The following is a 23,027-nucleotide window of genomic DNA, read 5'->3' on the forward strand; positions in this document are numbered from 1 at the left end:
GGAGGAACGTGGTGCGCGACGCGGTCATCGTCGAGGCGGTACGCAGCCCCCACGGCAAGCGCAACGGCACGCTCGCCGGAGTTCACCCGGTCGACCTGATGGCCGATGTGCTGTCCGCGCTGCTCACGCGGACGGGCCTGGAGCCCGAGATGGTCGACGACGTGGTCCTCGGCTGCGTGACGCAGCTCGGGGACCAGTCGAGCAATATCGCCCGGTTCGCGGTGCTGGCCGCGGGCTGGCCGGAGCGGATTCCCGGCGTCACGGTCAACCGCGCGTGCGGGTCGAGCCAGCAGGCGCTCGACTACGCCGCCTGCGCCGTGCTGGCGGGCCAGGCGGAGATCGTCGTGGCCGGCGGTGTCGAGACGATGAGCCGGGTCCCGCTGGGCGCGGCCCGCGAGATGGGCATGCCCTACGGCCCTCGCGTGCTCGAACGCTACGACGACTTCTCGTTCAACCAGGGCATCAGCGCGGAGATGATCGCGCAGCGGTGGGGATTCGACCGCCGGCAGCTCGACGAGTATTCGGTCGCCTCCCACGAGAAGGCCGCCGCTGCCACCGACGCCGGTGCCTTCACCGGCCAGATCGTCTCGATCGACGTCGGCGGTTCGCGGTTCGGCGTCGACGAAGGCATCCGGCGCAACACCTCCGTCGACGCCATGGCCAGTCTCAAGCCGTCCTTCAGCGCGGACGGCCGCATCCACGCGGGCAACTCCTCGCAGATCTCCGACGGCGCCGCGGCCCTGCTGGTGATGACCTCCGAGCGGGCGAAGGAACTCGGCCTGACCCCGATCGCGCGCTACCGCCATGGCGTCGCCGTCGGCGCCGACCCGACGCTGATGCTCACCGGGCCCATCCCCGCCACCCAGCGGCTGCTCCAGCGCGCCGGGATCGCGCTGTCCGAGGTCGGCGTCTACGAGGTCAACGAGGCGTTCGCGCCGGTGCCGCTGGCCTGGCTGCACGACCTCGACGCCGATCCGAAGCGGCTCAACCCGCTGGGCGGCGCGATCGCGCTGGGCCATCCGCTGGGCGCGTCCGGGGCGAGCCTGATGACGCGGATGGTCCACCACATGCGTGAGCACGGCATCCGCTACGGCCTGCAGACCATGTGCGAGGGCGGCGGCACCGCCAACGCGACGCTCGTCGAGCTGGTCGGATGAACCGGCGCGGCGCCACGACGGGAGGACCCCGGTGAACCGGACGATCTTTCGGCCCGAGCACGAGGCGTTCCGGGAGATGGTCCGGGCCTTCGTCGCGAAGGACGTCGTGCCGGTCTACCCGGAGTGGGAGGCGGCCGGCGTCCCGCCGAAGGAGGTGTTCCGCCGGCTGGGCGAGCTCGGGATCATGGGCATGAACATGCCCGAGGAGTGGGGTGGCGGCGGCCAGGGGGACTACGTCTACAACGTGGTGCTCCAGGAGGAGACCGCGCGGGCCGGGGTGACGATCGGTCCCCTGCGGACCCATCTCGACGTGATCCTTCCCTACTTCCGCCGGTACTGCGACGCGGCGCAGCGGGACCGCTGGTTCCCGGGGATCTCGTCCGGTGAGCTGATGACGGCGATCGCGCTGACCGAGCCGGACACCGGATCGGACCTCGCCGCGGTGCGCACCGCCGCGAGGCGCGAGGGCGACCACTATGTGCTGAACGGCGCGAAGACCTACATCACCGGGGGATCGCTCGCCGACCTCGTCATCGTGCTGTGCAGAACGTCGACCGACCCGGCCAACCGGCGCGACGGCCTCACGCTGCTCGTGGTCGAGGACGGCATGCCGGGGTTCGTGAAGGGCCGCAAGCTCGAGAAGATCGGGCTCAAGGCCCAGGACACCGTGGAACTGTCGTTCACCGACGTCGTGGTGCCGGTGGCCAACCGGCTCGGCGAGGCGGACCAGGCGTTCGGCTATCTCGGCGCCAACCTCCCGCAGGAGCGGCTCGCCATCGCGGTCGGCTCCGTCGCGCAGGCCAGGGCGGCGCTCGACCTGACGGTCGAGTACGTGATGAGCCGGCACATCTTCGGCCGGCCGGTCAGCGGCTTCCAGAACACGAAGTTCGAGCTGGCGGCCATGTCGACGGAGATCGAGGCCGGCCAGGCGTTCCTCGACCGCGGGATCGAACAGCTCGTCGCGGGCTCCCTCTCGCCCGCCGACGCCGCGCGGGTGAAGCTCTTCTGCACCGAACTGCAGGGCCGCGTGGTCGACCGCTGCCTCCAGCTGTTCGGCGGGTTCGGCTACATCACCGAGTCGCCCATCGCCCGGCTGTACGCGGACGCGCGGGTGACGCGGATCTACGGCGGTACCAGCGAGGTCATGAAATCCATCATCAGCAAATCCCTCGGTCTCTCCTGACACGAGCCGGCAGAAAAGCGAGCAGGTATGCGGATCGACGGCCTTTCGGCTCTGGTGACCGGCGGGGCCTCGGGCCTCGGGCTGGCCACGGCGAAACACCTGCTGGAGCGGGGCGCCTTCGTGACCCTCGTCGACCTGCCGACGAGTGATGGCGAGGCGGTGGCGAAGGATCTCGGCGCACGAGCGCGGTTCGCGCCGGCGGACGTCACCGCCGAGGAGGAGATCTCGGCGGCGATCGCGCTCGCGCAGGAGCCAGGGCCGCTTCGAGCACTGGTCCACTGCGCAGGGCGTGGCGGCGACCGCACCCGCATCCTCGACAAGGAGCACCGGCCCGGGGCGCTGGAGAGTTTCGAGCAGGTGATCAGGGTGAACCTGGTCGGAACCTACAACGTGCTGCGCCTGGCGGCCGCGGCCATGAGCCACAACGAGGTCGTCGACGGTGACCGCGGCGCCTGCGTCCTGACCGCGTCGGTCGCCGCGTTCGACGGGCAGATCGGCCAGACGTCGTACACGGCGTCGAAGGCCGCGGTCCACGGACTGACGCTCGTCGCGGCGCGTGACCTGGCGAGCTGGCAGATCCGGGTCAACACCATCGCGCCCGGCACCTTTGACACGCCGATGCTGGCCCGGCTGCGTGACGACATCCGCGACGGCCTCGCCGCGTCGGTCCCGCATCCCAAGCGGCTCGGGCTGCCGGCCGACTACGCCCACCTGGCGGTGAGCCTGCTCGAGAACTCCTACCTCAACGGCGAGACCGTGCGTCTCGACGGAGCGATCCGGATGGCGCCCCGGTGACCGTGCCAGCCGAACCCGAGGTCCGGGTCGAGCGCGCCGACCGGGTGCTGGTCATGACGATCAACCGGCCGGCCCAGAAGAACGCGATGACGCGGGCCGCCGGCGAGATCATCGCGGCCGCGCTCGACGAGCTGGACACGGACTCCTCGCTGTCGGTCGGCATCCTCACCGGCGCCGGCGGCACGTTCTGCGCCGGGATGGACCTCAAACGCTTCGCGGCCGGGGAGCTTCCGGCGGTGCCGGGCCGCGGGTTCGGCGGACTGACCGAACGCCCACCGGTGAAGCCGCTGATCGCGGCGGTGGAGGGCCACGCGGTGGCCGGCGGCTTCGAGCTGGTACTCGCCTGCGACCTCGTGGTCGCGGCGCGAGGCGCGCGCTTCGGGCTGCCGGAGGTCAAGCGCGGACTCGTTGCCCGTGGTGGCGGCCTCTTCCGGCTGCCCCGGCGCGTTCCGAAGGCACTGGCGGCCGAGCTCATCTTCACCGGCGACGTCCTCACGGCCGAACGAGCGGCCGCTCTCGGCCTGGTCAACCGGCTCGTCGACGACACGCGGGCCCTCCCGGAGGCCCTCGCGTTCGCCCGCCAGGTGGCGGCAGGCGCCCCGCTCGCCCTCGCCGCCTCCAAGCGGATCCTCGCCGAGTCGGCCGACTGGCCCGAGGGGGAGGCGTTCGCGCGGCAGGCGTCGATCACGGACCCGGTGTTCGCGTCCGAGGACGCCCGTGAGGGAGCGCTGGCCTTCGCCGAGAAGAGGGCCCCGGTGTGGCGGGGCCGTTGACGGCCCGGCGGCGGGAGCATTCGGCAGCGGCGGGGGCGTAGAGAAGGCAGGTCACCCATGTACGCACTGAGGTTCGACATGCGCGCGCCCGCGGGCTTCACGCCGGCGCCGGCGCTGTACCGCGCCGCGCTGGAGATGGCCGAATGGGCCGACAGCCACGGCGGCTTGGCCATCACTATCTGTGAGCACCATGCCTCGCCTGACGGCTACCTGCCCGCGCCGCTCCTGATGGCTGCCGCGGTGGCCGCGCGGACGAAGCGCATCCCGATCCGGGTGGGCGCCGTCATCGCCTCGCTGCGCCAACCGGTGCAGCTCGCGGAGGAGATGGCTGTCCTCGACATTCTGAGCGAGAGACGGGCCTCGTTCGTGTTGGCGCTCGGGTACCGGCAGGTCGAGTTCGACCTCTACGGCATCCCGTTCGCCGAGCGGGTCCGCCGGTTCGAGGCAGCCATCGAGACCATCCAGGCCGCGTTCCGGGGAGACGCGCTACCCGGGCTCGATCCGTCCGTGCGTGTGACGCCGGCCCCCGAGACCCCGGGAGGCCCGCTCGTCACCCTGGGCGGTAGTACCCCGGCGGCGGTCCGACGCGCGGCGCGTTACGGGCTGGGCATGATCACCGAGAAGCCGGGGCTGGAGGACGCCTACCGCGCCGCCTGCGCGGAGCGCGGCATCGAGCCCGGTCCGTTCTTCGAGGCGCCGCGGCACGCCGTGACGGTCGCCTTCGTCGACCGGGACCCGGACGCGGCGTGGGAACGTCTGGGCCCGCACCTGCTGCACGACGCCCAGACCTACGCCCGGTGGAACGCCGACGCCGGCAAGACCGGCCTCGACGCGATCATCGCGGCGGACGACGCCGACGGTCTCCGGAAGGCGGGGCATCCGTATCGCGTCTTCACCCCCGACGAGGCGGTCGAGCACATCCGAACGGTGGGCCCCCTCTCGCTGGCGCCGCTGTGCGGGGGAGCGCCGCCGGAGCTCGGCTGGTCGACGCTGCACGCGATCGTCGAGGACGTCGTGCCCCGAGTGCGAGCAGAGGCGACGGAGCCGGCATGAGAATCGACGGTGTGGCCGCGCTGGTGACCGGCGCGGCCTCGGCGGCCGAGCGGTCAGCTTCCGACGACTCCGGTGAACGGGCCTGACTCGGCTGTCTCCCGCGGCGGCGACGCGTGCTCCGCTGGCGCTGGCGTGCCCCTGCTGGTCCGCAGCGGAACCTCCTTGAGGAAGAGCGCGAGGAGCAGCGCGACCACACCCATCGGGACGACGGCCCAGAAGACGGGGTGCAGGGCGTCGTCGAAGGCATGGACGAAGTGCTCGTAGACCGACGGCGACGTCGCCCTGAGCCGTCCGAGCTGGGCCGGGGTCACATGCGCCGCGTCGATGCCCCGCGGGCTGTCGCCACCGCCGAGCGTCGCGCCGAGGCGGTGGGCGAAGATCCCGCCGAAGATGGCGACGCCGACGGCCCCGCCCATGGAACGGAAGAAGGCCATGCTGGCGGTCGCGGCCCCGATGTCGCCGTGGGGGACGGAGTTCTGGACCGTGAGGACGTACACCACGGTGGCGAGGCCGACTCCGGCCCCGAACAGCACCATGCCGATCGCGGTATGCCAGTAGGGCGCGTCGAGGCGGGTGCCGAAGAGCGCGACCGCGCCTGAGCCCGCGATGAGCAGCACGGCGCCGACGATGGGGTAGGAGCGGTAGCGGCCCGTGCGGGCCACCCGACGTCCAGCCCAGATCGTGCACACCAGCATGGTGGTCACGATGGGCGCCGTCTCGAATCCGGACAGCGTGGGCGATATCCGCTGCACGGTCTGCAGGAACAGCGGGATGAACGTGATCAGGCCGAGCATCGCCATCGTGATCGCCGCGGTGCCCAGAATGGAGATGTCGAAGACGCTGCTGCGGAACAGGCGCAGCGGAAGCACCGGCTCGGGCACTCGCGTCTCGACCGCCACGAAGGCGGCCGCGAGCACGACCGTCGCCGCCATGAGGCCGGCGACCACCGGTGAGGTCCAGGCGTACTGGCTGCCACCCCAGGTGAGCAGGAGGATGAGCGAGGCCGCCGCCGCGCCCAGCAGCGCGGTTCCCGCCCAGTCGACGCGTTGTCGTCTCCGCGGGGTGGAGGCCGGCAGGACGAGGGCGATGACGATGACGGTGAAGACGCCAACCGGCAGATTGATGTAGAAGACCCAGCGCCAGCTGAGCCGGTCGGTGAACAGACCGCCTACCAAGGGGCCGAGCACCGAGGCGAGCGCGTAGACGGACCCCATCAGCCCGCTGTAACGGCCCCGTTCCGCGGGCGGGATGATGTCGGCGACGATGGCCTGCGGGCCGACCGCGAGCCCACCCGCACCCAATCCCTGCAGGGCACGGAAAAGGATGAGTTCGGGCATGTTCTGGGCGGCGCCGCACAGCAGCGAGCCGACGATGAAAATCCCGATGGCCGCGTGGAACAGCGTCTTGCGGCCGTAGAGATCACCTAATTTCCCGTAGAGCGGCGCCGAAACCGTCGAGGCCAGAAGATAGGCGGTCACGATCCAGGACAGGTGGTTCAGCCCGCCCACGTCGCCGACGATCGTCGGGAGCGCGGTCGTGACGACGGTCTGGTCGAGTGAGGCCAGCAGAACGCTCAGCATCAGCCCAACGAAGATCAACCGAAGCTGGCGCGGGCTCACCGAGATCTGGCTGGGCGCGGTGGACACAGGTCTCAGCTCTCAGTTCAGGCGACGGCCGCAGACCAGGCTCGGCTTCAGCGGTACGAAGCTGCGGCCGTCGTCGGCCGTGCGCACGAAGTCGAAGCAGGTGTTGAGCTGGCCGAGGTTCGTCGTGAAGTCGACCGGGCCGGGCAGCAGCCCACCGCCGTCGTAGTCATGCACGGCGCGCAGGTTCTGGATGAACGCGGCGCGGGTCGGACAGGTCCCCGCCAGCTGGAGGCCGCGGATGAACATGTCCGCCGCCAGCCAGCCGTTGACCGCGCTCTGCTGGGCCGGCGGTTGGATCTGCGGCGAGTAACGGTTCATGGCGGCGAGGAAGGTCCGGTGCGCCGGGGTGTCCAGCTCGAACGGTACGAAGTCCACGAAGGTCGTCATCCCGGCGAGCAGCGGGCCCAGTCGGGCGAGCAGGATCGGGTCGTAGCTGCCGGGCGCGAGGACGACCTTCAGCGGAACATCGGCGGCCCGCAGCGCCGGAAGCAGCTTCGCCAGGATGTCCGGGGTCACGCCGCCGGTGATGGTGTCGACGTGGGCGTTCTTGATCTGCCCGACGAGCCGGGTGAAGTCGGTGATGGTGGGGGTCACCTGCGCGCGCAGGACGACCGTGACGCCGGCGGACTGGAGGCTGTCGGACATCTGCCTGCTGAAGATCGGAGCGGTCTCGCTGTACGCGGTGTCGACGAGCGCGGCGCGGGTCCCACCCTCGCGGTGGACGAAGTCGCCCCAGGTGCTGACCGACGGGCCGTCCGCCAGGTAGTAGGACGTGGCGAACATGTTCCGGTGCTGGCCCCAGGAGGGGTCGGCGCCCACGCCGGTGACCGGGATACCCGCGGTCGCCAGATAGTCGGCCGATCCGGCGCCGTCGACGGCGCCCTCCATGACACCGAACACCTTCTGTTGCTCGACGAGCCGGTGAGCCGCGGCGCCGTTGAGGTTGGGGTCGGAATCGTCGTCCTCGTAGGAATACGTGATTTGCCTGCCGTTCACGCCGCCCGTGTCGTTGGCCATTTCGAGGCGAGCATCGACACCCGCGCGGAAGGCCGGGAACGAGGTCGCGAAGGCTCCCGTCTCCGTCAGTAACAGACCGGCGTGGATCTGCCTGCCGGATATGCCGATGGTGGTGCAGGCGCCGGCGGAGGATGCCCCTGGATGACCACACGCGGTGAGTGGGCCCAGGAGAATTCCGATCGCCGCGGCCGAACTGGCGGTGCGCGCTAATCGATGTCTTGCGGTGCTGGTCATCGGTTCCAGTCCTGGTCAGGTGTGGTACTAGCTGCTGGTGGACTCCGGCTGCTCCCACGCGAACTGGACAGAATGGGCGAACATGCCGCCGTCGACCCGGATCTCCTGGCCCTGCAGATAGCGGGCGTCGTCGCTGAACAGATAGGCGACGAGGGAGCCGATCGAGTCGGCGTCGCCGAACTCGGGAGTCAGCACGTTGGCGCGGATGATCTTCTTGAAGTCCTCGCCCATTCTGGTGACGCGGTGGTGCATGATCAGGCCGGGCAGGATCGTGTTGGCCCGGATTCCCTGCTTGCCGAACTGGGTGGCCACCGTCCGCATCAGCTGGCCGACGCTGGCCTTGGTGATGCCGTAGGCCGTCTTGTTCGTGTCGGCATGCGTCGCGGCGGCCGAGGACGTCCCGACGATGGAGCCGCCACCTGTCTCGATCATCGCGGGAATCGCGTGCTTGCAGCACAACCAGGTGCCGACGACGTTGACCTGGAAGGCCTCCTCCAGGTCGGCGCGGGACAGCTCGGTCAGCAGGCCGTCCCGGGCGACGAGGTGGGTGGCCGCCGCGTTGGCGTGCAGGCCGTCCAGGCGCCCGAAGGCGTCGAGCGCCGCGCGCACCATGCCCTCGACCTGCGCCTCGTCACTGATGTCCACCTCGACGGCGATCGCTCGCTGGCCGGCCTGGGTGAGCTCCTCGGCCAGTGCGGACGGCTTCGCCTGGGGGATGTCCGCCACGACGACCGCGGCGCCCTCGCGCGCCAGCAACCGGCAGGTGCCGGTCCCGATGCCGCCCGCGCCGCCGGTGACGATCGCGACCTTCCCCTCTAACTTCCCCATCGACCTCTCCATCGTCCGTCGCCCGCCGTCCGTCGCCCGCTTCGGTCCGTGTGACGAGCGACGCTAGCGCCACGGTCATAACTTGTACATGATGACTTAACTTGTGGGGCGCCAGTGGGGCCTGCTGGTGGGGGGTGCGCGGCCAACCGGGGTGGCGGCCTGCTGCTCGCTGGCAAGCACGGTAAGGCGGCCGCGGCCAGACGAGGCCCGACTGCCGGTGAGGTTCCGCCGACTGAACTCAAGTCTATGTCCTTAACATGTGCGGGTGCGCGTGCCAGACTGCCGCCCGGGGCGGTGGTCGCGGCTGCCCGTCGTGTCCGTCGAGAGAGACGTCGAGGAGGGCCTGATGCCAGGGGACTTCATCAGCTACGAAACGCTCGAGGAAGGCCGCGTCGCGCGGATCATGCTCAACCGGCCCGAGGCTCGCAACGCCCAGAACCGCGGGCTGCTCGTCGAGCTGCACGAGGCGTTCCTGCGGGCCGAGGCCGACGACGAGGTCCGGGTGGTGATCCTCGGCGGCGTCGGGAAGATGTTCTCCTCCGGCCACGACATGGGTTCGCCGGTCGCCCGTCAGGAGCGTGCGCCGGGCCCGGGGCAGCACCCGACCCGGCGGATCAACGGTGGAACCCGCAAGGGCGCGGAGTCGCTGATGCTCCAGGAGTGGCACTACTTCTTCGAGAACACCCGCCGCTGGCGCAATCTTCGTAAGATCACGATCGCGCAGGTGCATGGCACGGTGTACGCGGCCGGGCTCATGCTGATGTGGGCGTGCGACCTGATCGTCGCGGCCGAGGGCACCGAGTTCGCCGACGTGGTCGGTACCCGCCTGGGCATGTGCGGCGTCGAGTACTTCGCCCACCCGTGGGAGTTCGGCCCGCGCCGGGCCAAGGAGCTGCTGCTCACCGGCGACTCGCTGTCCGTCGACGAGGCGCACCAGATCGGCATGGTCAGCAAGGTGTTCCCGGCCGACGAGCTCGGCGGGCGCACGCTGGCCTACGCGCGTCGCATCGCCGAGCGGCCGACCGTCACGTCGCTGCTGATCAAGGAGTCCGTCAACCAGTCCGTGGACAACATGGGCTTCTACAACGCGCTCAACGCCTGCTTCACCCTGCACGAGCTGAACCACTCCCACTGGGCCTGGGTCACGGAGGGGGAGTGGGCGGTCGGCACGCCCGAGCACGGCGTCCCGGCCTGGAAGGACGCGCCGCCCGTGCGTCCGCGGGAGAAGAACGCCTCCGGGGGCGAGCCGCCCCGGGCCGTCTGAAGATCGTTTCTTGACACCTAAAGGCGGGAAGCTTAATCTAAGCTAACAAGCTTACTTTAGAACGGGCGGCTCCCCCTGATTGACGTGGGGCGCGCGACTCACAGGAGGTCTACCGTGACCGTGCTCATCACAGGTGGTGGGCTGGTGGGCTGTCAGATAGCCCGGTTGGAGCAGGAGGCCGGACGCGCGCCCGTCATTTTCGACTTCTCGCCTCGGACCGAGGCTCTCGGGGAATTCGTCGATCTTGAGCGGTGCACTGTCGTGCGCGGTGACGTGACGAATCCGCTCGAGCTCGTGGCCACCGTGACGGGCTATGGCATTACCCGGATCATTCACACCGCCGCGTTCGGTGGACTGACCGCCGGCAGCAATACCGCTCCGCTCGCGAGCACGCTGGTCAACACGATGGGAACCGCGTATGTCCTCGAGGTCGCGCGAGTCCTCGGGCTGGAACGGGTCGTGCTGTGCAGCTCGTCCACCCTCTATATGAGCATGGAGGGCGGCGCGGACGAGGGCCGGTACGGCCTCGAGGAGGCCTATCCGCGCCCCAACAATGTGTACGCCGCGAACAAGCAGGCCGCGGAGGACCTCGGCAGGGCGTACCGGAAGACCTACGGCCTCGATGTCGTGGCCGTCCGGTTCGCGGCCGTCTTCGGGCCCTGGGGGCCGGGCGGCGGCGGTGGGGCCACGACGGCGATGGAGCGCTGGCTGCGTTCGTCGATGGCGGGTGAGCCGGCCGAGGTGAACATCTCCGGGGCCGACTGGATCTACTCGAAGGACGCCGCGCAGGGGACCTTCAAGGCCTGCTGGGCCGAGGGGCTCGAAGCCGAGCTGTTCAATCTCGGCATGGGCCAGCCGTACAGCGCCCGGGAGATCGCCGACGGGATCAACGCGGTCATCCCCGGTGAGTGCGCCAAGGAGTCGGCCAGGGCCATCGACCCGCGGCGGCCCGCGATGAACATCGAGCGTGCGCGCCAGCAGCTCGGCTACGAGGTCGAGTACCCCATGGCGGCCGCGGTCCGCGACTACCACGAGTGGATCACCCGGCGATAGGTGCCGCGGGCGGCCCTGACAGCGAATCCCTCCCTGGAGTGTGGACATGAGCGAGACCAGTGACCTCGCCGCGAAACTGACCGCGTTAGCCGCCACCGTCGCAGATCTGACGGCCCGGGTTCGGGAACTGGAGGACGATCGGGCGATCCGTGATCTCCTGGCCCACTACGGCTATACCGCCGACACCTGCAAGGACGAGGAATTCGTCGAGCTGTACACCGAGGACGGCCGTATCAAGGTCGCGGCCAGCGCGAAGGCCCGCGCCGCGTTCGGCTCCGGGGAATGGGTCCTCTACGAGACCAAGGACGGGGTCCGGGACTTCATCACCCACCCGAAGGGCCACCACAGCCCCGCGCTCTACGGCAAGTCCATGCATCTGCAGGGCAACAACCTGGTGACCGAGATCCAGGGCGACGAGGCGGTGGCCAGGGGCTACCAGGTCGCCATCGTCGCCGACGACCAGGGCACCCGTGTTCTGAGCGCCGGCAACAACCAGTGGCAGCTGCGCAAGGTCGACGGCCGCTGGCTCATCAGGGAACGGCGCGGCGCCTATCTGGGTGACGACCATTTCACCAGCAACCTCGACGCGCCGGCCGACGGCGACAGCTAGTCCGCGACCGGAACGCTGTTCTCCTGCCCCGGCGCCGCGAGTCGGCGGAACTGGAAGTAATCCCTCGAAACGGGCGGGGGCGACGATGAACGGACGGGAGCGCCCATGAACCTCGACGACCTTATCCTGGTGAGTGTTGACGATCATGTCATCGAGCCGCCCAATCTGTTCGAGGGCCGTCTGTCCGCGAAGTACCAGGACAAAGCGCCACGCCTGATCGAGCGCGCCGACGGGGCGATGGCGTGGGTGTACGAGGGGATCGAGATCCCCAACGTCGCGCTGAACGCGGTCGCGGGGCGTCCCCGTGAGGAGCTCGGCTTCGAGCCGGCGAGCCTGGCCCAGCTGCGGCCCGGCTGCTACGACGTGCACTCCCGGGTCAGGGACATGGACGCGAACGGCGTGCTGGGCTCGATGTCCTTCCCGTCCTTCGTCCGGTTCTGCGGGCAGCTGTTCATGAACACGCCGGACCGCGAGCAGGCCGCGGCGATGGTCCGGGCGTACAACGACTGGCACATCGACGACTGGGCCGGCTCGTATCCGGGGCGCTTCATCCCGCTGGCGCTGCCGATGCTGTGGGACGCCGAGGCGACGGCGGCCGAGGTCCGCCGGGTGGCGGCGAAGGGGTGCCACGCCCTCACGTTCTCCTCGAACCCCTTCGCGCTGGGTCTGCCGAGCATCCACACCGACTACTGGGACCCGGTCTGGAAGGCGTGCGTCGAGACCGGAACGGTGGTCTGCATGCACCTCGGCTCGTCGTCGCAGTCGCCCACGACGTCGCCGGACGCGCCGATCGAGGTGCTCTACTCGCTGTCGCCGATCAACCTGTTCGAGGCGGCCGCGGACGTGCTGTGGAGCCCGATGTTCCGGAAGTTCCCCGAGCTGCGGGTCGCCCTGTCGGAGGGGGGTACCGGCTGGGTGCCGTACTTCCTGGAGCGGGTCGACTACATCTACAACCACACCCGCCCCTGGACGAAGACCGACCTCGGCGGCCGGCTGCCCTCGGAGATCTTCAACGAGCACGTGATCTCGTGCTTCATCGACGACGCGGTCGGGATCGAGACCCGGGCGCACCTGAACATCGACAACGTCATGTGGGAGTGCGACTACCCCCATTCCGACACGACCTGGCCGCACTCGCCCGAGCTGGTGGACAAGCGGCTGGCCGGCGTGCCCGACGCGGACATCAACAAGATCACCCATCTGAACGCGATCCGCCATTTCCAGTACGACCCCTTCGCGCACATCCCGCGGGAGCTCGCGACGGTCGGCGCCCTGCGCAGGCGCGCCGAGGGCTGGGACATCAGCCCGAAGCCCGCCGCGCAGCGGGCCGCCGAGTCGGCGGGCACCTGGCGGTCGCTGCTCAGCCGCGGGTGACGAGAAGGAGCGAGGGAGCAGCGAGGGAGTTCGGTATGGCGGGTGTGCTGGACGGCGTGCGCGTCGTGGAAGTGTCGATGTGGGCAATGGTTCCCGCCGCGGGCGCGGTGCTCGCCGAGTGGGGCGCCGACGTCGTCAAGATCGAGAGCCCGGACGGCGACCCGGTGCGCGCCCTGGTGACGGCGGGAATCACGCCCGACGGGCCTCGCTACACCTGGGAGATGTGGAACCGGGGAAAGCGCGCCATGGCGCTCGACCTGCGGCATCCCGACGCCCAGCGCATCGTCCACCAGCTGGTGGCCGAAGCGGACGTCTTCCTGACCAGCATCCTGCCGGCACAGCGGTCCGGACTCGGCATCGACGTCGCGTCGATCCGCGCCGCCAACCCGGCGATCATCTACGCCGCCGGTACGGGCCAGGGCTCACGTGGCCCGGACGCCGACAAGGGCGGCTACGACGGGATCACCTTCTGGGCCCGCAGCGGAGCCGCGGCCGCGACGACGACGCCCGGGACGGACCCGGTGACCCTGCCGGCGGGCGCGTTCGGTGACGCGACCAGCGGGCTCGTGCTGGCCGGCGGCGTCGCGGCGGCGCTGGCGAAGAAGGCCCGCACGGGCGAGGGCTCCATCGTCGAGGGCTCGCTGCTCGCGACCGCGATGTGGGCGATGCAGATGTCGATCACCGGGGCGGCGGCGGCCGGTCTGGACGAGATGCCGCGGACGTCACGGAACCGTCCCTTCAACGTGCTGGTCAACTCGTATCCCACCGCGGACGGCCGCTGGGTCTCCCTGTGCATGCTGCAGGCCGACCGTTTCTGGCCCGGTTTCTGCGCCGCGATCGGCCGGGACGACCTGGCAGCCGACCCGCGGTTCGCCGACGCCAAGGCCCGGGCGGCGAACGCCGAGGCCTGCGTGGCGGAGCTGGACGCGACGTTCCTGGCCGAGCCGCTCGCGGTGTGGCGCGACCGGCTGGCGACGCAGGACGGCCAGTGGGACGTGCTGAACACCGTCTCCGAGGTGCTCCGGGACCCGCAGGTCCAGGCGAACCAGTTCGTGCACCGGGTGCGCTACGACGGCGGGCACGAGCTGTCCATCGTCGGCTCCCCGGTGCAGTTCGACGGGACCCCGCCGACGCTGCGCCCGGCGCCCGAGTTCGGGGCCGACACCGACGCGGTCCTGGAGTCGCTCGGGTGGGACACCGACGCCATTCTCGAAGCGAAGATCAAAGGGGCGGTCGTGTGAGCGAGGAATCCCGGCCCGTTCCCGAGCCCGACGAGGTCTCGCGTTTCTACTGGGAGGGCGCGAGCGCCGGCCGGCTGCTGTTACAGCGGTGCGCGGGGTGCGCGCGGTTCCAGTTCCCGCCGGACATCGTCTGCGTGCACTGCCAGTGCGAGGACCTGGCGCCGACGGCGGTCAGCGGACGTGGCTCGCTGTATTCCTACACGGTCGTCGAACGAGGCTTTCACCAGCGTTTCGTCGACCACCTGCCTTACGTCGTCGGCCTCGTCGAGCTTGCGGAACAGGCCGGTCTGCGGATTCTCACCAACGTCGTCGGCGCGGACCTCGCGAAGCTGGCGGTGGGCATGCCGGTCGAGGTGACGTTCGAGCGGCGGGGCGACGTGGCGTTGCCGCAGTTCCGTCCCGCCGGGGAGGGCGGATGAGCGCGCTGTCCCGCGACGTCGCCATCGTCGGCGTCGGGTACTCGCCGCTGAGCCGGGACGGCGTGCCTCTTCCCCGCCGGCTCGCCCATGCGGCGGTCAGCGAGGCGCTCGCGGACGCCGGGCTCACCGGAGCGGCCGTCGACGGCATCTTCGAGTACAAGTTCGGGCCGGAGTCGCCCGGAGCCCAGGATGTCGCCCGGATGATCGGCGCGCCGAACCTCACGGCGTTCGCCGACATCATGCCGACGAATCCGTCCGGCCTGGCCGGTCCGCTCGCCGGCGTGATGGCCGTGGCGTCGGGTGTGTGCGAGACGGTGCTGGCGTTCCGCTGCCTCACCCGGGCCGCCGGCCACACCGGTGGCGTCCGCACCGGCCCGGACCGGATCGGGGGCGCCGACCAGTTCCTCACGCCGTACGGCTATCTCGGCGGCATTCTGATGAACATGGCGCTGGTCAAGCAGCGCTGGATGGCGCAGTACGGCCGCGGCGAGGAGGATTTCGGCCGTATCGCGGTCAACGCCCGCCGCTGGTCGGCGCTCAACCCCCGCGCCGTGCTGCGTGACCCGATCTCGATGGACGACTACCTCGGGTCGCGGATGATCGCCGACCCGCTGCGGCTGCTCGACTGCGACTACCCGGTCAACGGGGCCGTCGCGACCGTCATCACCACCGCGGAGCGAGCCCGTGACCTGCGCCAACGGCCGGTGCTGATCGACTCGATGGCGTACGGCACCGGCCCCGAGGTGGACTGGATCTTCGGCGCGGACTACCTCTACGGCGGGACCATTCCGTGTGCGCGCCGCCTCTGGGAACGTTCCGCGTTCTGTCCGGCCGACATCGACGTGGCGCAGATCTACGACGGCTTCACCTCCGTCACGCTGCACTGGCTGGAGGCGCTCGGCTTCTGCGGTCTCGGTGAGTCCGGCGACTGGCTCGGGAACGGCGACCGGATCGGGCCCGGTGGCGAGCTGCCGATGAACACCGCGGGCGGGCAGCTGGCCGAGGGCCGGCTGCACGGCGTCAGCTTCCTGAACGAGGCGGTGCTTCAGCTGCGGGGGCAGTGCGACGCCCGGCAGGTGCCCGACGCCCGCGTCGCCCTCGTCGCCTCCGGCCTCTATCCGCAATGCGGCGCCATGGTGCTGACGGCCGAGTCGTGAGGAATCGCCGCACCGTCCGACGCCGTGCTGCCCAACACCGTCAGAGGAGACGTTCGTGAGCTGGGAATTCGAGACCGACGCCGAGTTTCAGGCAAAGCTCGACTGGATCGAGACCTTCGTCCGCGAGGAGGTCGAGCCGCTGGATGTGCTCCACCCGCGTGACGTCTACAAACGGCCGATGGACCCCGACGTCGCCAAGGTCGTGCGCTCGCTGCAGCAGCGGGTCCGTGACCAGGACCTGTGGGCCTGCCACCTCGGCCCCGACCTCGGCGGCCAGGGCTACGGGCAGCTGAAGCTCGCCCTGATGAACGAGATCCTCGGCCGGTCGCACTGGGCTGCGCTGGTCTTCGGGACGCAGGCGCCCGACACCGGGAACGCCGAGGTGCTCGCGCACTACGGCACCGCGGAGCAGAAGGAACGGTACCTGCGGCCGCTGCTGGACGGCGAGATCGTCTCCTGCTATTCGATGACCGAGCCGCAGGGTGGCTCGGACCCGGGCCAGTTCACCTGCGGCGCGGTGCGGGACGGCGACGACTGGGTCATCAACGGCTGGAAGTTCTTCTCCTCGCACGCGCGGTGGGCGGAGTTCCTGGTCGTCATGGTCCGCACCGATCCCGAGGCCAGCGTCCACAACGCCTTCTCGATGTTCCTGGTGCCGAGCGCGACGCCGGGTGTCCGGATCGAGCGGAACATCGGGCTGTACGGCGAGACCGAGGACGAGGGCGGTCACTCGCTCGTCCACTACGACAACGTGCGGGTGCCGGCGGAGAACCTCCTCGGCGAGCCGGGCCAGGGTTTCGCGGTGGCGCAGACCCGGCTGGGCGGCGGCCGGGTGCATCACGCCATGCGGGCGGTCGGCGTGTGCCAGCGGGCGCTGGACATGATGTGCGAGCGGGTCCTCAGCCGCACGACCCGCGGCAGCCTGCTCGCCGACAAGCAGTACGTCCAGGGGTACGTCGCCGACTCGTGGGCGGAGCTCGCGCAGTTCCGGCTGCTGGTCCTGCGGACCGCCTGGAAGATCGACCGCTACAACGACTACTCCCGGGTCCGGGAGGACATCGCGGCCGTCAAGATCCTGGCGCCGAGGCTGATCCAGGACATCGTCGGCCGGGCGATCCAGGTCCACGGGGCGCTGGGCATCACCACCGAGCTGGATCTCGTCAGGATGTTCCTGATCCAGTTCGTCACCGGCTTCTCGGACGGCCCCTCGGAGATCCACAAGGCCACCCTGAGCCGCCGGGTGCTCAAGCAGTACAAGCCGGCGCCTGGCCTGTGGCCGACCCAGCACATCCCGACCCGGCGGGCCGAGGCGGCGGCTCACTTCGCGGAGCGGCTCAAGGAAGTCGACGGCTGAGACCGGGCGTGGGCGAGAACGGGTCAACGTGCGCAGCCGCCTCGACCTGACCGGCCGGCCCACCCTGGTGGTCGGCGGTGGCGGAGCCGGGATCGGTTCCGCCGTCGCGGCCGCCGCGGCCGGCGCCGGCGCACCCGTCGCGGTGATCACGCACAACGCCGACCACGCCGAGGCGCTGCTCCGGCTGGTCAGGGCCGCTGGGGTCGCCGTCGCGGCGGCGGTGGCCGACGTCCTGGACGAGGGATCGCTGGTCGCCGCCATCGCCCGGCTCCAGGACGAGCTGGGCCCGATCAGGAACCTGGTCAACGTCGTGGGCGGCGCGGCGGGCGAGTACCACCGGCCCAGCGCGCAGCCGATCGACTCCTTCGACCGGGTGATGGAGCGCAACCTGCGGTACGTGCCGGTCTCCTGCCGGGAGGTCGGCGCGGCGCTGCTGGCCGCGGGGGAGACCGGCAGCATCGTCAACATCTCGTCCGGGGCCGCCCGCGGCGCCCCGCTGCTCGGCGCCTACGCGGCGGCGAAGGCCGGCCTGGAGGCGCTGACCCGGTCGATGGCGCTCGCCTGGGGCCCGCACGGCATCCGCGTCAACGCCGTCTCGCCCGGGACGACCCGTACCGGCGACCAGGAACGTGGCGAGGTCGCTCCTGGGATTCCGCTGCGCCGGCGTGGCGAGGCGAGCGAGGTCGCGGCCGCGGTGCTGTTTCTGCTCTCGGACCTTTCCAGCTACACCACTGGCCACATCCTCCCGGTGGACGGCGGCGCCGCGCTGGGTCATCCGGGCGGCGAGCAGCTGTCCGCCTTCGCCGGCCGCGACCGCCCCGCCGGACGGTAACGGCGCCGGTTCTCGGCGCGCCCCCACCGTTTTCAGGGCGCGCCGAGAAGAAGCGCGAAGCCTTAGCGGTACATTCCGGCACCGCCGTCGATGAACAGTGTGCGGCCGGTGATGAACGAACCGCTGGGCCCGGCGAGGAAGACGACCGTCCCGCCGACGTCGGTCTCCGGGTCGCCCAGCCGGCCGAGCGGGATCCGGTCGATCACGGTCGGCGGCCAGCGGTTCGGGTCACTCGTGGCGACCGGGCACAGCACGTTGACCCGGATGTTGTCCGGCCCCCACTCGACGGAGGCGTGCTTGGTGATGCCGCGGATGGCCTCCTTGGCGCCGGCGTACACGCCCTCGCCGCGCACACCGCCCTGGGTCCCGGACGCGGACGCGCAGTTGATGACCGCGCCGCCGCCGCGCGCCTTCATGTACGGGTGGCACAGCTGCATCATCCGCAGCGACGCCATCGGGCCCGACTCGAAGACCAGGCGCATCTCGGCGTCGGAGACCTCCAGCAGCGGCATCTTGTTCCAGCCCTGGGCGAGGTTGACCAGCGTGCTCACACCGCCGAAGTCGCGGACGACCTCCTCGACCGCGGCGGCGCAGGCGGCCGGGTCCATGACGTCGCAGCGCAGGGCGCGTTCCACCCCGTCCGCGCGGGACGGGTCGAGGTCGAGCGCGACCACCGTCGCCCCGGCCTTCGTGAGAGCCCGGCAGACTCCGCGCCCGAGGTCGCCTGCCCCACCCGTGACGATCGCGACGTCCGTGTCCATCTCCTGCGGCGCTCCTTCGTTCGACGGCGCGGCCACCGCGGTTTCCGTGCGGTAAGCCACGGCCTGGAAACCTCACAATTTAATGCAAATAGCTTATACTTCTGAGACGGTCGAAGGAAGTGGGGAAGCATGAACGCGATCGAGCAGCTGCTGGCCCGGGACCAGATCCGCCAGCTCGCGGAGCGCTACGCCCTCGCGGTCGACGGCAAGGACCTGGACTCCCTTGCCGCGCTCTTCGCCGACGACGTGAGCAACGGCCGCTACGGCCCGGGCCGCGCCGGAGTGCGGACCTTCTACGACAACCGCCTGCGGCTGTTCCACTGCTCGATGCACCTGGTCGGCAATCACGTGATCGATTTCGACGACGACGAGCACGCCCACGGCGTCGTGTACTGCCGGGCGCACCACCACGTCACCGAGCCCGAGCACTGGTTCGACCTGGCACTCGCGTACTGGGACACCTACGAGCGGTCCGGCGACGGCTGGGTGTTCCGCCGGCGGCGGGTGAAGTCGTGGTACCGGCAGGAGTTCGGGCATCCGGAGCACGGCACCGGGCGGGTGCTCGCCGCCGAGGGGCAGGCCGGCCCGATGCGGGGGAGCAGGATGCCGGAGGGCTGGCCCACCTTCGACGACTACTGGGCCCGGCCCCCGGCGCCGCTGCCCGGCGAGTGAGCGGCCCGCCGGCGCGGGTCACGTGCCGCGGACGAGCCCGAACGTCCCGCCGTCCGCGTAGGACGGAAGGTGCGCGAGCACCCCGCCGTCGGCGACCACGTCCGCGCCGGTCAGGAACGAGGCCGCGGGGGACGCCAGGAAGGCGACCAGATTGGCCGCGTCCGCGGGCAGCCCGACCCGGGGGACGAGCTGGTGGCGCAGCTTGTTCCGCCTCGCCTGCTCCGACATCGACGGGTACGGGATCGTGCCCAGGGTGACCGCGTTGCACCGCACGCCCGCCCGGCCGTACTGGGTCGCGAGGACGCGGGTGAGGCCGAGCAGCGCCGCCTTCGCGACCGGGTAGGCGCTCAGGTCGGGATCACCGGCGTGGGCGTGGATCGAGGCGACGTTGATGATCGAGCCACCGCCGCGCGCCACCAGGTGCGGGAGGCACCGCCGGGCGCAGAGCAGCGCGCCGCGCACGATCACGTCCTGCAGGGCGTCCCAGGTCGCGAGCGGCACGTCGAGAACCTGGGCGTCCGTCGCGATCAGCCGTGACGGCGCGGCGTTGTTGACGAGCACGTCGAGGCCGCCGAAGCGGTCGACGACCTGGTCGACGGCCTGGCCGACGGACTCCTCGGAGGCGACGTCGACCCGGACGGCGAGGCTGTCGAACCCCGCCGCGGCGAGTCTGCCGGCGTGCTCCCGCGCCCGGTCGACGTCGAGGTCGGCGACCGCGACCCTGGCCCCCTGCTCGGCCATGGTCGTGGTCATGGCCGAGCCGAGGTGCCCGGCGCCGCCCGTCACGACCGCGACGAGCCCGGCCAGTGGCTGGGACGTCACGTCAGATCACGACGAGCGGCTTGTGCACGTCGCCCCGTGGGAACAGGTCGCCGTCCGGCGGCGTGAGCAGAAGGTCGAGCGAGGGGCCGAAGCGGTCGGCGAGCGCCCGCAGGCGGTCGTGGTCGAAACCCCAGCGCGCGATCGCGTTGCCGCCCAGCAGCAGCCTCGCCTCGTCGGCGGGAACGCCCGCCGCGCCGAGGGTGGCGCGCAGGTACTCCGTCGTCCCGCCGGCGGCGAAGGTGCCCTCGTGGTGGGGATAGTCCATCCCCAGGCACATCGCGTCGAGCCCGATCTGGTGGCGCGCCTCGACCTCGGCCCGGGAGAAGATCGACGAACCGAGCCAGCACTGGCGCCGGAAGTACTCCGACGGCTCGCGGCGGACCACGTCGCGCACGGCCCGGCGCTGGTAGCTGCCCTGGTAGGAGTAGTCCATCGAGGCGAGGGCCGTGATGACCCAGGCCGAGCCCTGCTCGGTGAAGGCCACCCGCAGCCCCGGGTGCCGCTCCAGGATCCCGCTCCAGACGAGGTGGGTGAGCACCTCGTGGCAGCGGAAGACCATCTCCTTCGAGCACAGCGGCAGGGCGACGACGGGGTCGGGGATGCCCTGGTAGGCCGTGCGCGGTAACGAGGACGAGATCGCCACGTGCGAGTTCAGTGGCATCTCGAGCTCCTCGAGGAGGCTCCAGATCGGCTCGTGGCGCTCGTGGAAGATCGGCTGGTCCGCGCTGAACGTGGGCAGCAGCACCCCCCTGAGCCCCGACTCCCTCGCCCAGCGGATCTCGGCCAGCGCGGCCTCGACGTCGTCGAACGACACGACCGCCATGCCGAGGAAGCGGTCAGGGGCGGCGGAGCAGAAGTCGACCAGCCAGCGGTTGTGGGCCCGGTTGCCCGCGTCGATCTCCTCCCTCGTCCGGGCCGGCCACCGCGGTGCCTGCCGGCTGGCGCCCTGGCGCATGGTCTGGGACGGCGGGCCGAACGCCTCGAACGGCATCCCGAAGTCCGGGAACAGCACCTCGGCCACGATGCCCTCGCGCTCCAGCTCGGCCAGCCGGCGGACCGGGTCGGAGCAGCCCTCCAGCCGCCCCGGCTCGAAGACGTCGCGCACCCACTGCTCGACGACGTCGGGGTCCAGGCGGCCCCGCAGGTGCGCGGGATCCATCGGGGGTACGCCGTTGTCGTCGTAGAAGTCGCAGAAGGCGTCGAAGCGCTCGTGCAGCGCGGCGGTCAGGTACGGCCGGTACTGGCGCATCTTCGGCATGGCGTGGCCGTCGGACGAGACGACCAACGCACGCTCACTCGTGGTCACCATGAGTCACCCGCTTGATCGGAGACCGGTAATTAAGCCACTTTAATCAAGTTGCCTGGAGAGTGTCGAGCCTCGCTCCGCGATCACGGGCCGCTGCTGGGGCTGGCGAACGGGTCCGCTCGACACAAGAACTTGCGGACGTTGACTTAATTTGCAAGTATTGCCCGCATCGCCGCGTCGTCCCGACGCGCGTCGGTAGGGAGGGCCCGGGACAGTGCCGTTGATCCTTGAAGGAATCCGTGTTCTCGAAGTCGCGGAGTACGGCATGGTGCCGTCCGCGGGCGCCGTGCTCGGTGAGTGGGGCGCGGACGTCATCAAGATCGAGCATGCGCACCGGGGCGACCCGATCCGGGGCCTGTCGACCGCCGGCGTGGCGCCCGGTACCAACGGCTTCACCCCGATGCACGAGCCCGTCAACCGCAACAAGCGGTCCGTGGGTGTCGACATCGGCGTGCCCGAGGGCCGGGAGATCATCCTGGACCTCGCGCGGCAGGCGGACGTGTTCCTGACGAGCTTCCTGCCCTCGGCCCGAAGGAAGCTTGGCCTCGAGGTCGAGGACCTCCGGGCCGTGAACCCAAAGATCATTTACGGTCGGGGCAGCGCCCACGGCCAGCTCGGCGACGAGGCCGAGGCGGGTGGCTTCGACGGCCTGACCTACTGGCTGCGGTGCGGCATCGCCATGGGCACCATCCCGACCGGCTGCACGGACCTGACGATGCAGCCCGGGCCGGGCTTCGGCGACGTCCAGACCGGCATGACCCTCGCGGGCGGCATCGCCGGGGCGCTCTTTCACCGGGAGCGGACGGGGGAGGCTCTGGAGGTCGACACCTCGCTGCTGGCCCAGGGGTGCTGGGCGATGATGGGCTCCGTCGTGGCGGTCAACCTGGCCGGCCTCGACGAGATGCCGCGCGACCACCGTGACCGCAAGAACGCGCCGAACCCGCTGATGAACACCTACCGGACGAGCGACAACCGCTGGTTCATCCTCGGGATGCTGCAGCCGGACCGCTACTGGGCCGATCTCTGCCGGGCCATCGGCCACGAGGAGCTGATCGAGGACCCGCGGTTCGCCGACATCACGGTCCGCACCCAGCACAAGGACGCGTGCATCGAGACCCTGGACAAGATCTTCGGCTCGGCTCCGCTCGCCCATTGGGAGGAGCGGCTCGCGACACAGGGCGGCCCCTGGTCCTCGGCCCAGCGGGTCGGCGACCTGGGGCGGGACAAGCAGGCCTGGGCCAACGGCTACTTCCAGACCGTCGACTACGGCGACGGCCGGTCGATCACGCTCGGATCCGCGCCGGTGCAGTTCAACAAGGAGGCGGGAGTCCTCAGCCGCGCGCCCGAGCACGGCGAGAGCACCGAGGAGGTGCTGCTGGAACTCGGGCACAGCTGGGAGGACATCAGCCGCTTCCGGGAGGTCGGCGCCATCTGACCGAGGCGCCGGGCCGGCAACGCGAAGAGGTGGCACCCCGT

The 23,027-nt window shown here is 70.7% G+C and carries 22 protein-coding genes; 16 read left to right on the forward strand and 6 right to left on the reverse strand.

Annotated elements, in window-relative coordinates:
- Window positions 1-11: 11 nt before the first annotated feature.
- From FRAEUI1C_RS13865 to FRAEUI1C_RS13885, 5 genes are read left to right on the forward strand one after another with little or no spacing between them, the layout of a single operon-like run.
- A complete protein-coding gene (locus FRAEUI1C_RS13865) occupies window positions 12-1,157 on the forward strand; it encodes a thiolase family protein (protein ID WP_013423933.1) in 1,146 nt (381 codons plus the stop codon).
- A gap of 31 nt (window positions 1,158-1,188) precedes the next feature.
- Complete coding sequence (locus FRAEUI1C_RS13870; RefSeq protein WP_013423934.1) at window positions 1,189-2,340, forward strand: acyl-CoA dehydrogenase family protein; 1,152 nt, start codon at window positions 1,189-1,191, stop codon at window positions 2,338-2,340.
- Window positions 2,341-2,367: 27 nt separating this feature from the next.
- Window positions 2,368-3,135, forward strand: coding sequence for an SDR family NAD(P)-dependent oxidoreductase (locus FRAEUI1C_RS13875; RefSeq protein WP_013423935.1), 768 nt, complete (start codon window positions 2,368-2,370; stop codon window positions 3,133-3,135).
- The gene (locus FRAEUI1C_RS13880) at window positions 3,132-3,908 is read left to right on the forward strand and encodes a crotonase/enoyl-CoA hydratase family protein (RefSeq protein ID WP_013423936.1); all 777 of its coding nucleotides are present in this window, start codon (window positions 3,132-3,134) and stop codon (window positions 3,906-3,908) included. Before FRAEUI1C_RS13875 ends, FRAEUI1C_RS13880 begins: the two co-directional genes overlap by 4 nt.
- Before the next feature lie 57 nt (window positions 3,909-3,965).
- Window positions 3,966-4,961 carry an LLM class flavin-dependent oxidoreductase gene (locus FRAEUI1C_RS13885; protein ID WP_013423937.1) on the forward strand — a complete coding sequence of 332 codons (996 nt, stop codon included), beginning with the start codon at window positions 3,966-3,968 and terminating at the stop codon, window positions 4,959-4,961.
- Between the two features lie 53 nt (window positions 4,962-5,014).
- Here the strand turns inward: FRAEUI1C_RS13885 and FRAEUI1C_RS13890 are convergent, their stop codons facing one another.
- Genes FRAEUI1C_RS13890 through FRAEUI1C_RS13900 form a run of 3 tightly spaced genes read right to left on the reverse strand, consistent with a single transcriptional unit; the run spans window position 5,015 to window position 8,686 of the window.
- Window positions 5,015-6,607: an MDR family MFS transporter gene (locus FRAEUI1C_RS13890; protein ID WP_013423938.1), complete on the reverse strand. Its 1,593-nt coding sequence runs from the start codon at window positions 6,605-6,607 to the stop codon at window positions 5,015-5,017.
- A gap of 12 nt (window positions 6,608-6,619) precedes the next feature.
- Window positions 6,620-7,858 (reverse strand): ABC transporter substrate-binding protein, encoded by a 1,239-nt coding sequence (locus FRAEUI1C_RS13895; RefSeq protein WP_013423939.1) that lies wholly within the window; start codon window positions 7,856-7,858, stop codon window positions 6,620-6,622.
- A 27-nt stretch (window positions 7,859-7,885) separates the two neighbouring features.
- Window positions 7,886-8,686, reverse strand: a complete 801-nt coding sequence (locus tag FRAEUI1C_RS13900; protein ID WP_013423940.1) for an SDR family NAD(P)-dependent oxidoreductase — start codon at window positions 8,684-8,686, stop codon at window positions 7,886-7,888.
- Window positions 8,687-9,032: 346 nt separating this feature from the next.
- Here FRAEUI1C_RS13900 and FRAEUI1C_RS13905 point away from each other — a divergent pair, with 346 nt between their 5' ends.
- The 9 genes from FRAEUI1C_RS13905 (at window position 9,033) to FRAEUI1C_RS13945 (ending at window position 17,990) form a co-directional block, all read left to right on the forward strand.
- The gene (locus FRAEUI1C_RS13905) at window positions 9,033-9,950 is read left to right on the forward strand and encodes an enoyl-CoA hydratase (RefSeq protein ID WP_013423941.1); all 918 of its coding nucleotides are present in this window, start codon (window positions 9,033-9,035) and stop codon (window positions 9,948-9,950) included.
- A gap of 114 nt (window positions 9,951-10,064) precedes the next feature.
- Window positions 10,065-11,003, forward strand: coding sequence for an NAD-dependent epimerase/dehydratase family protein (locus FRAEUI1C_RS36245; protein WP_013423942.1), 939 nt, complete (start codon window positions 10,065-10,067; stop codon window positions 11,001-11,003).
- Between the two features lie 46 nt (window positions 11,004-11,049).
- Entirely contained in the window at window positions 11,050-11,613 is a 564-nt protein-coding gene (locus FRAEUI1C_RS36250; RefSeq protein WP_013423943.1) for a nuclear transport factor 2 family protein, read from the forward strand.
- A 129-nt stretch (window positions 11,614-11,742) separates the two neighbouring features.
- Window positions 11,743-12,987 (forward strand): amidohydrolase family protein, encoded by a 1,245-nt coding sequence (locus FRAEUI1C_RS13920; RefSeq protein ID WP_232425424.1) that lies wholly within the window; start codon window positions 11,743-11,745, stop codon window positions 12,985-12,987.
- Between the two features lie 35 nt (window positions 12,988-13,022).
- Complete coding sequence (locus tag FRAEUI1C_RS13925) at window positions 13,023-14,228, forward strand: CaiB/BaiF CoA transferase family protein (RefSeq protein ID WP_013423945.1); 1,206 nt, start codon at window positions 13,023-13,025, stop codon at window positions 14,226-14,228.
- Window positions 14,225-14,647 carry a Zn-ribbon domain-containing OB-fold protein gene (locus tag FRAEUI1C_RS13930; protein ID WP_013423946.1) on the forward strand — a complete coding sequence of 141 codons (423 nt, stop codon included), beginning with the start codon at window positions 14,225-14,227 and terminating at the stop codon, window positions 14,645-14,647. Before FRAEUI1C_RS13925 ends, FRAEUI1C_RS13930 begins: the two co-directional genes overlap by 4 nt.
- A complete protein-coding gene (locus tag FRAEUI1C_RS13935; RefSeq protein ID WP_013423947.1) occupies window positions 14,644-15,804 on the forward strand; it encodes a thiolase C-terminal domain-containing protein in 1,161 nt (386 codons plus the stop codon). Before FRAEUI1C_RS13930 ends, FRAEUI1C_RS13935 begins: the two co-directional genes overlap by 4 nt.
- A gap of 55 nt (window positions 15,805-15,859) precedes the next feature.
- Window positions 15,860-17,158, forward strand: coding sequence for an acyl-CoA dehydrogenase family protein (locus tag FRAEUI1C_RS13940; protein WP_013423948.1), 1,299 nt, complete (start codon window positions 15,860-15,862; stop codon window positions 17,156-17,158).
- 28 nt (window positions 17,159-17,186) lie between these two features.
- Window positions 17,187-17,990: an SDR family oxidoreductase gene (locus FRAEUI1C_RS13945; protein ID WP_013423949.1), complete on the forward strand. Its 804-nt coding sequence runs from the start codon at window positions 17,187-17,189 to the stop codon at window positions 17,988-17,990.
- A 62-nt stretch (window positions 17,991-18,052) separates the two neighbouring features.
- Here the strand turns inward: FRAEUI1C_RS13945 and FRAEUI1C_RS13950 are convergent, their stop codons facing one another.
- A complete protein-coding gene (locus FRAEUI1C_RS13950; protein WP_041260769.1) occupies window positions 18,053-18,751 on the reverse strand; it encodes an SDR family NAD(P)-dependent oxidoreductase in 699 nt (232 codons plus the stop codon).
- Between the two features lie 129 nt (window positions 18,752-18,880).
- Here FRAEUI1C_RS13950 and FRAEUI1C_RS13955 point away from each other — a divergent pair, with 129 nt between their 5' ends.
- Entirely contained in the window at window positions 18,881-19,423 is a 543-nt protein-coding gene (locus tag FRAEUI1C_RS13955) for a nuclear transport factor 2 family protein (RefSeq protein WP_013423951.1), read from the forward strand.
- Between the two features lie 18 nt (window positions 19,424-19,441).
- On the opposite strand, the gene FRAEUI1C_RS13960 is transcribed toward FRAEUI1C_RS13955, so the two are convergent.
- Together FRAEUI1C_RS13960 and FRAEUI1C_RS13965 are read right to left on the reverse strand one after the other, a co-directional pair.
- Window positions 19,442-20,245 (reverse strand): SDR family NAD(P)-dependent oxidoreductase, encoded by an 804-nt coding sequence (locus tag FRAEUI1C_RS13960; RefSeq protein WP_013423952.1) that lies wholly within the window; start codon window positions 20,243-20,245, stop codon window positions 19,442-19,444.
- Between the two features lies 1 nt (window position 20,246).
- Complete coding sequence (locus FRAEUI1C_RS13965; protein ID WP_013423953.1) at window positions 20,247-21,554, reverse strand: amidohydrolase family protein; 1,308 nt, start codon at window positions 21,552-21,554, stop codon at window positions 20,247-20,249.
- Between the two features lie 211 nt (window positions 21,555-21,765).
- Here FRAEUI1C_RS13965 and FRAEUI1C_RS13970 point away from each other — a divergent pair, with 211 nt between their 5' ends.
- Window positions 21,766-22,986: a CaiB/BaiF CoA transferase family protein gene (locus FRAEUI1C_RS13970; RefSeq protein WP_013423954.1), complete on the forward strand. Its 1,221-nt coding sequence runs from the start codon at window positions 21,766-21,768 to the stop codon at window positions 22,984-22,986.
- Window positions 22,987-23,027 lie beyond the last annotated feature (41 nt).

This window comes from Pseudofrankia inefficax (assembly GCF_000166135.1).
Taxonomy (GTDB): Bacteria; Actinomycetota; Actinomycetes; order Frankiales; family Frankiaceae; genus Pseudofrankia; species Pseudofrankia inefficax.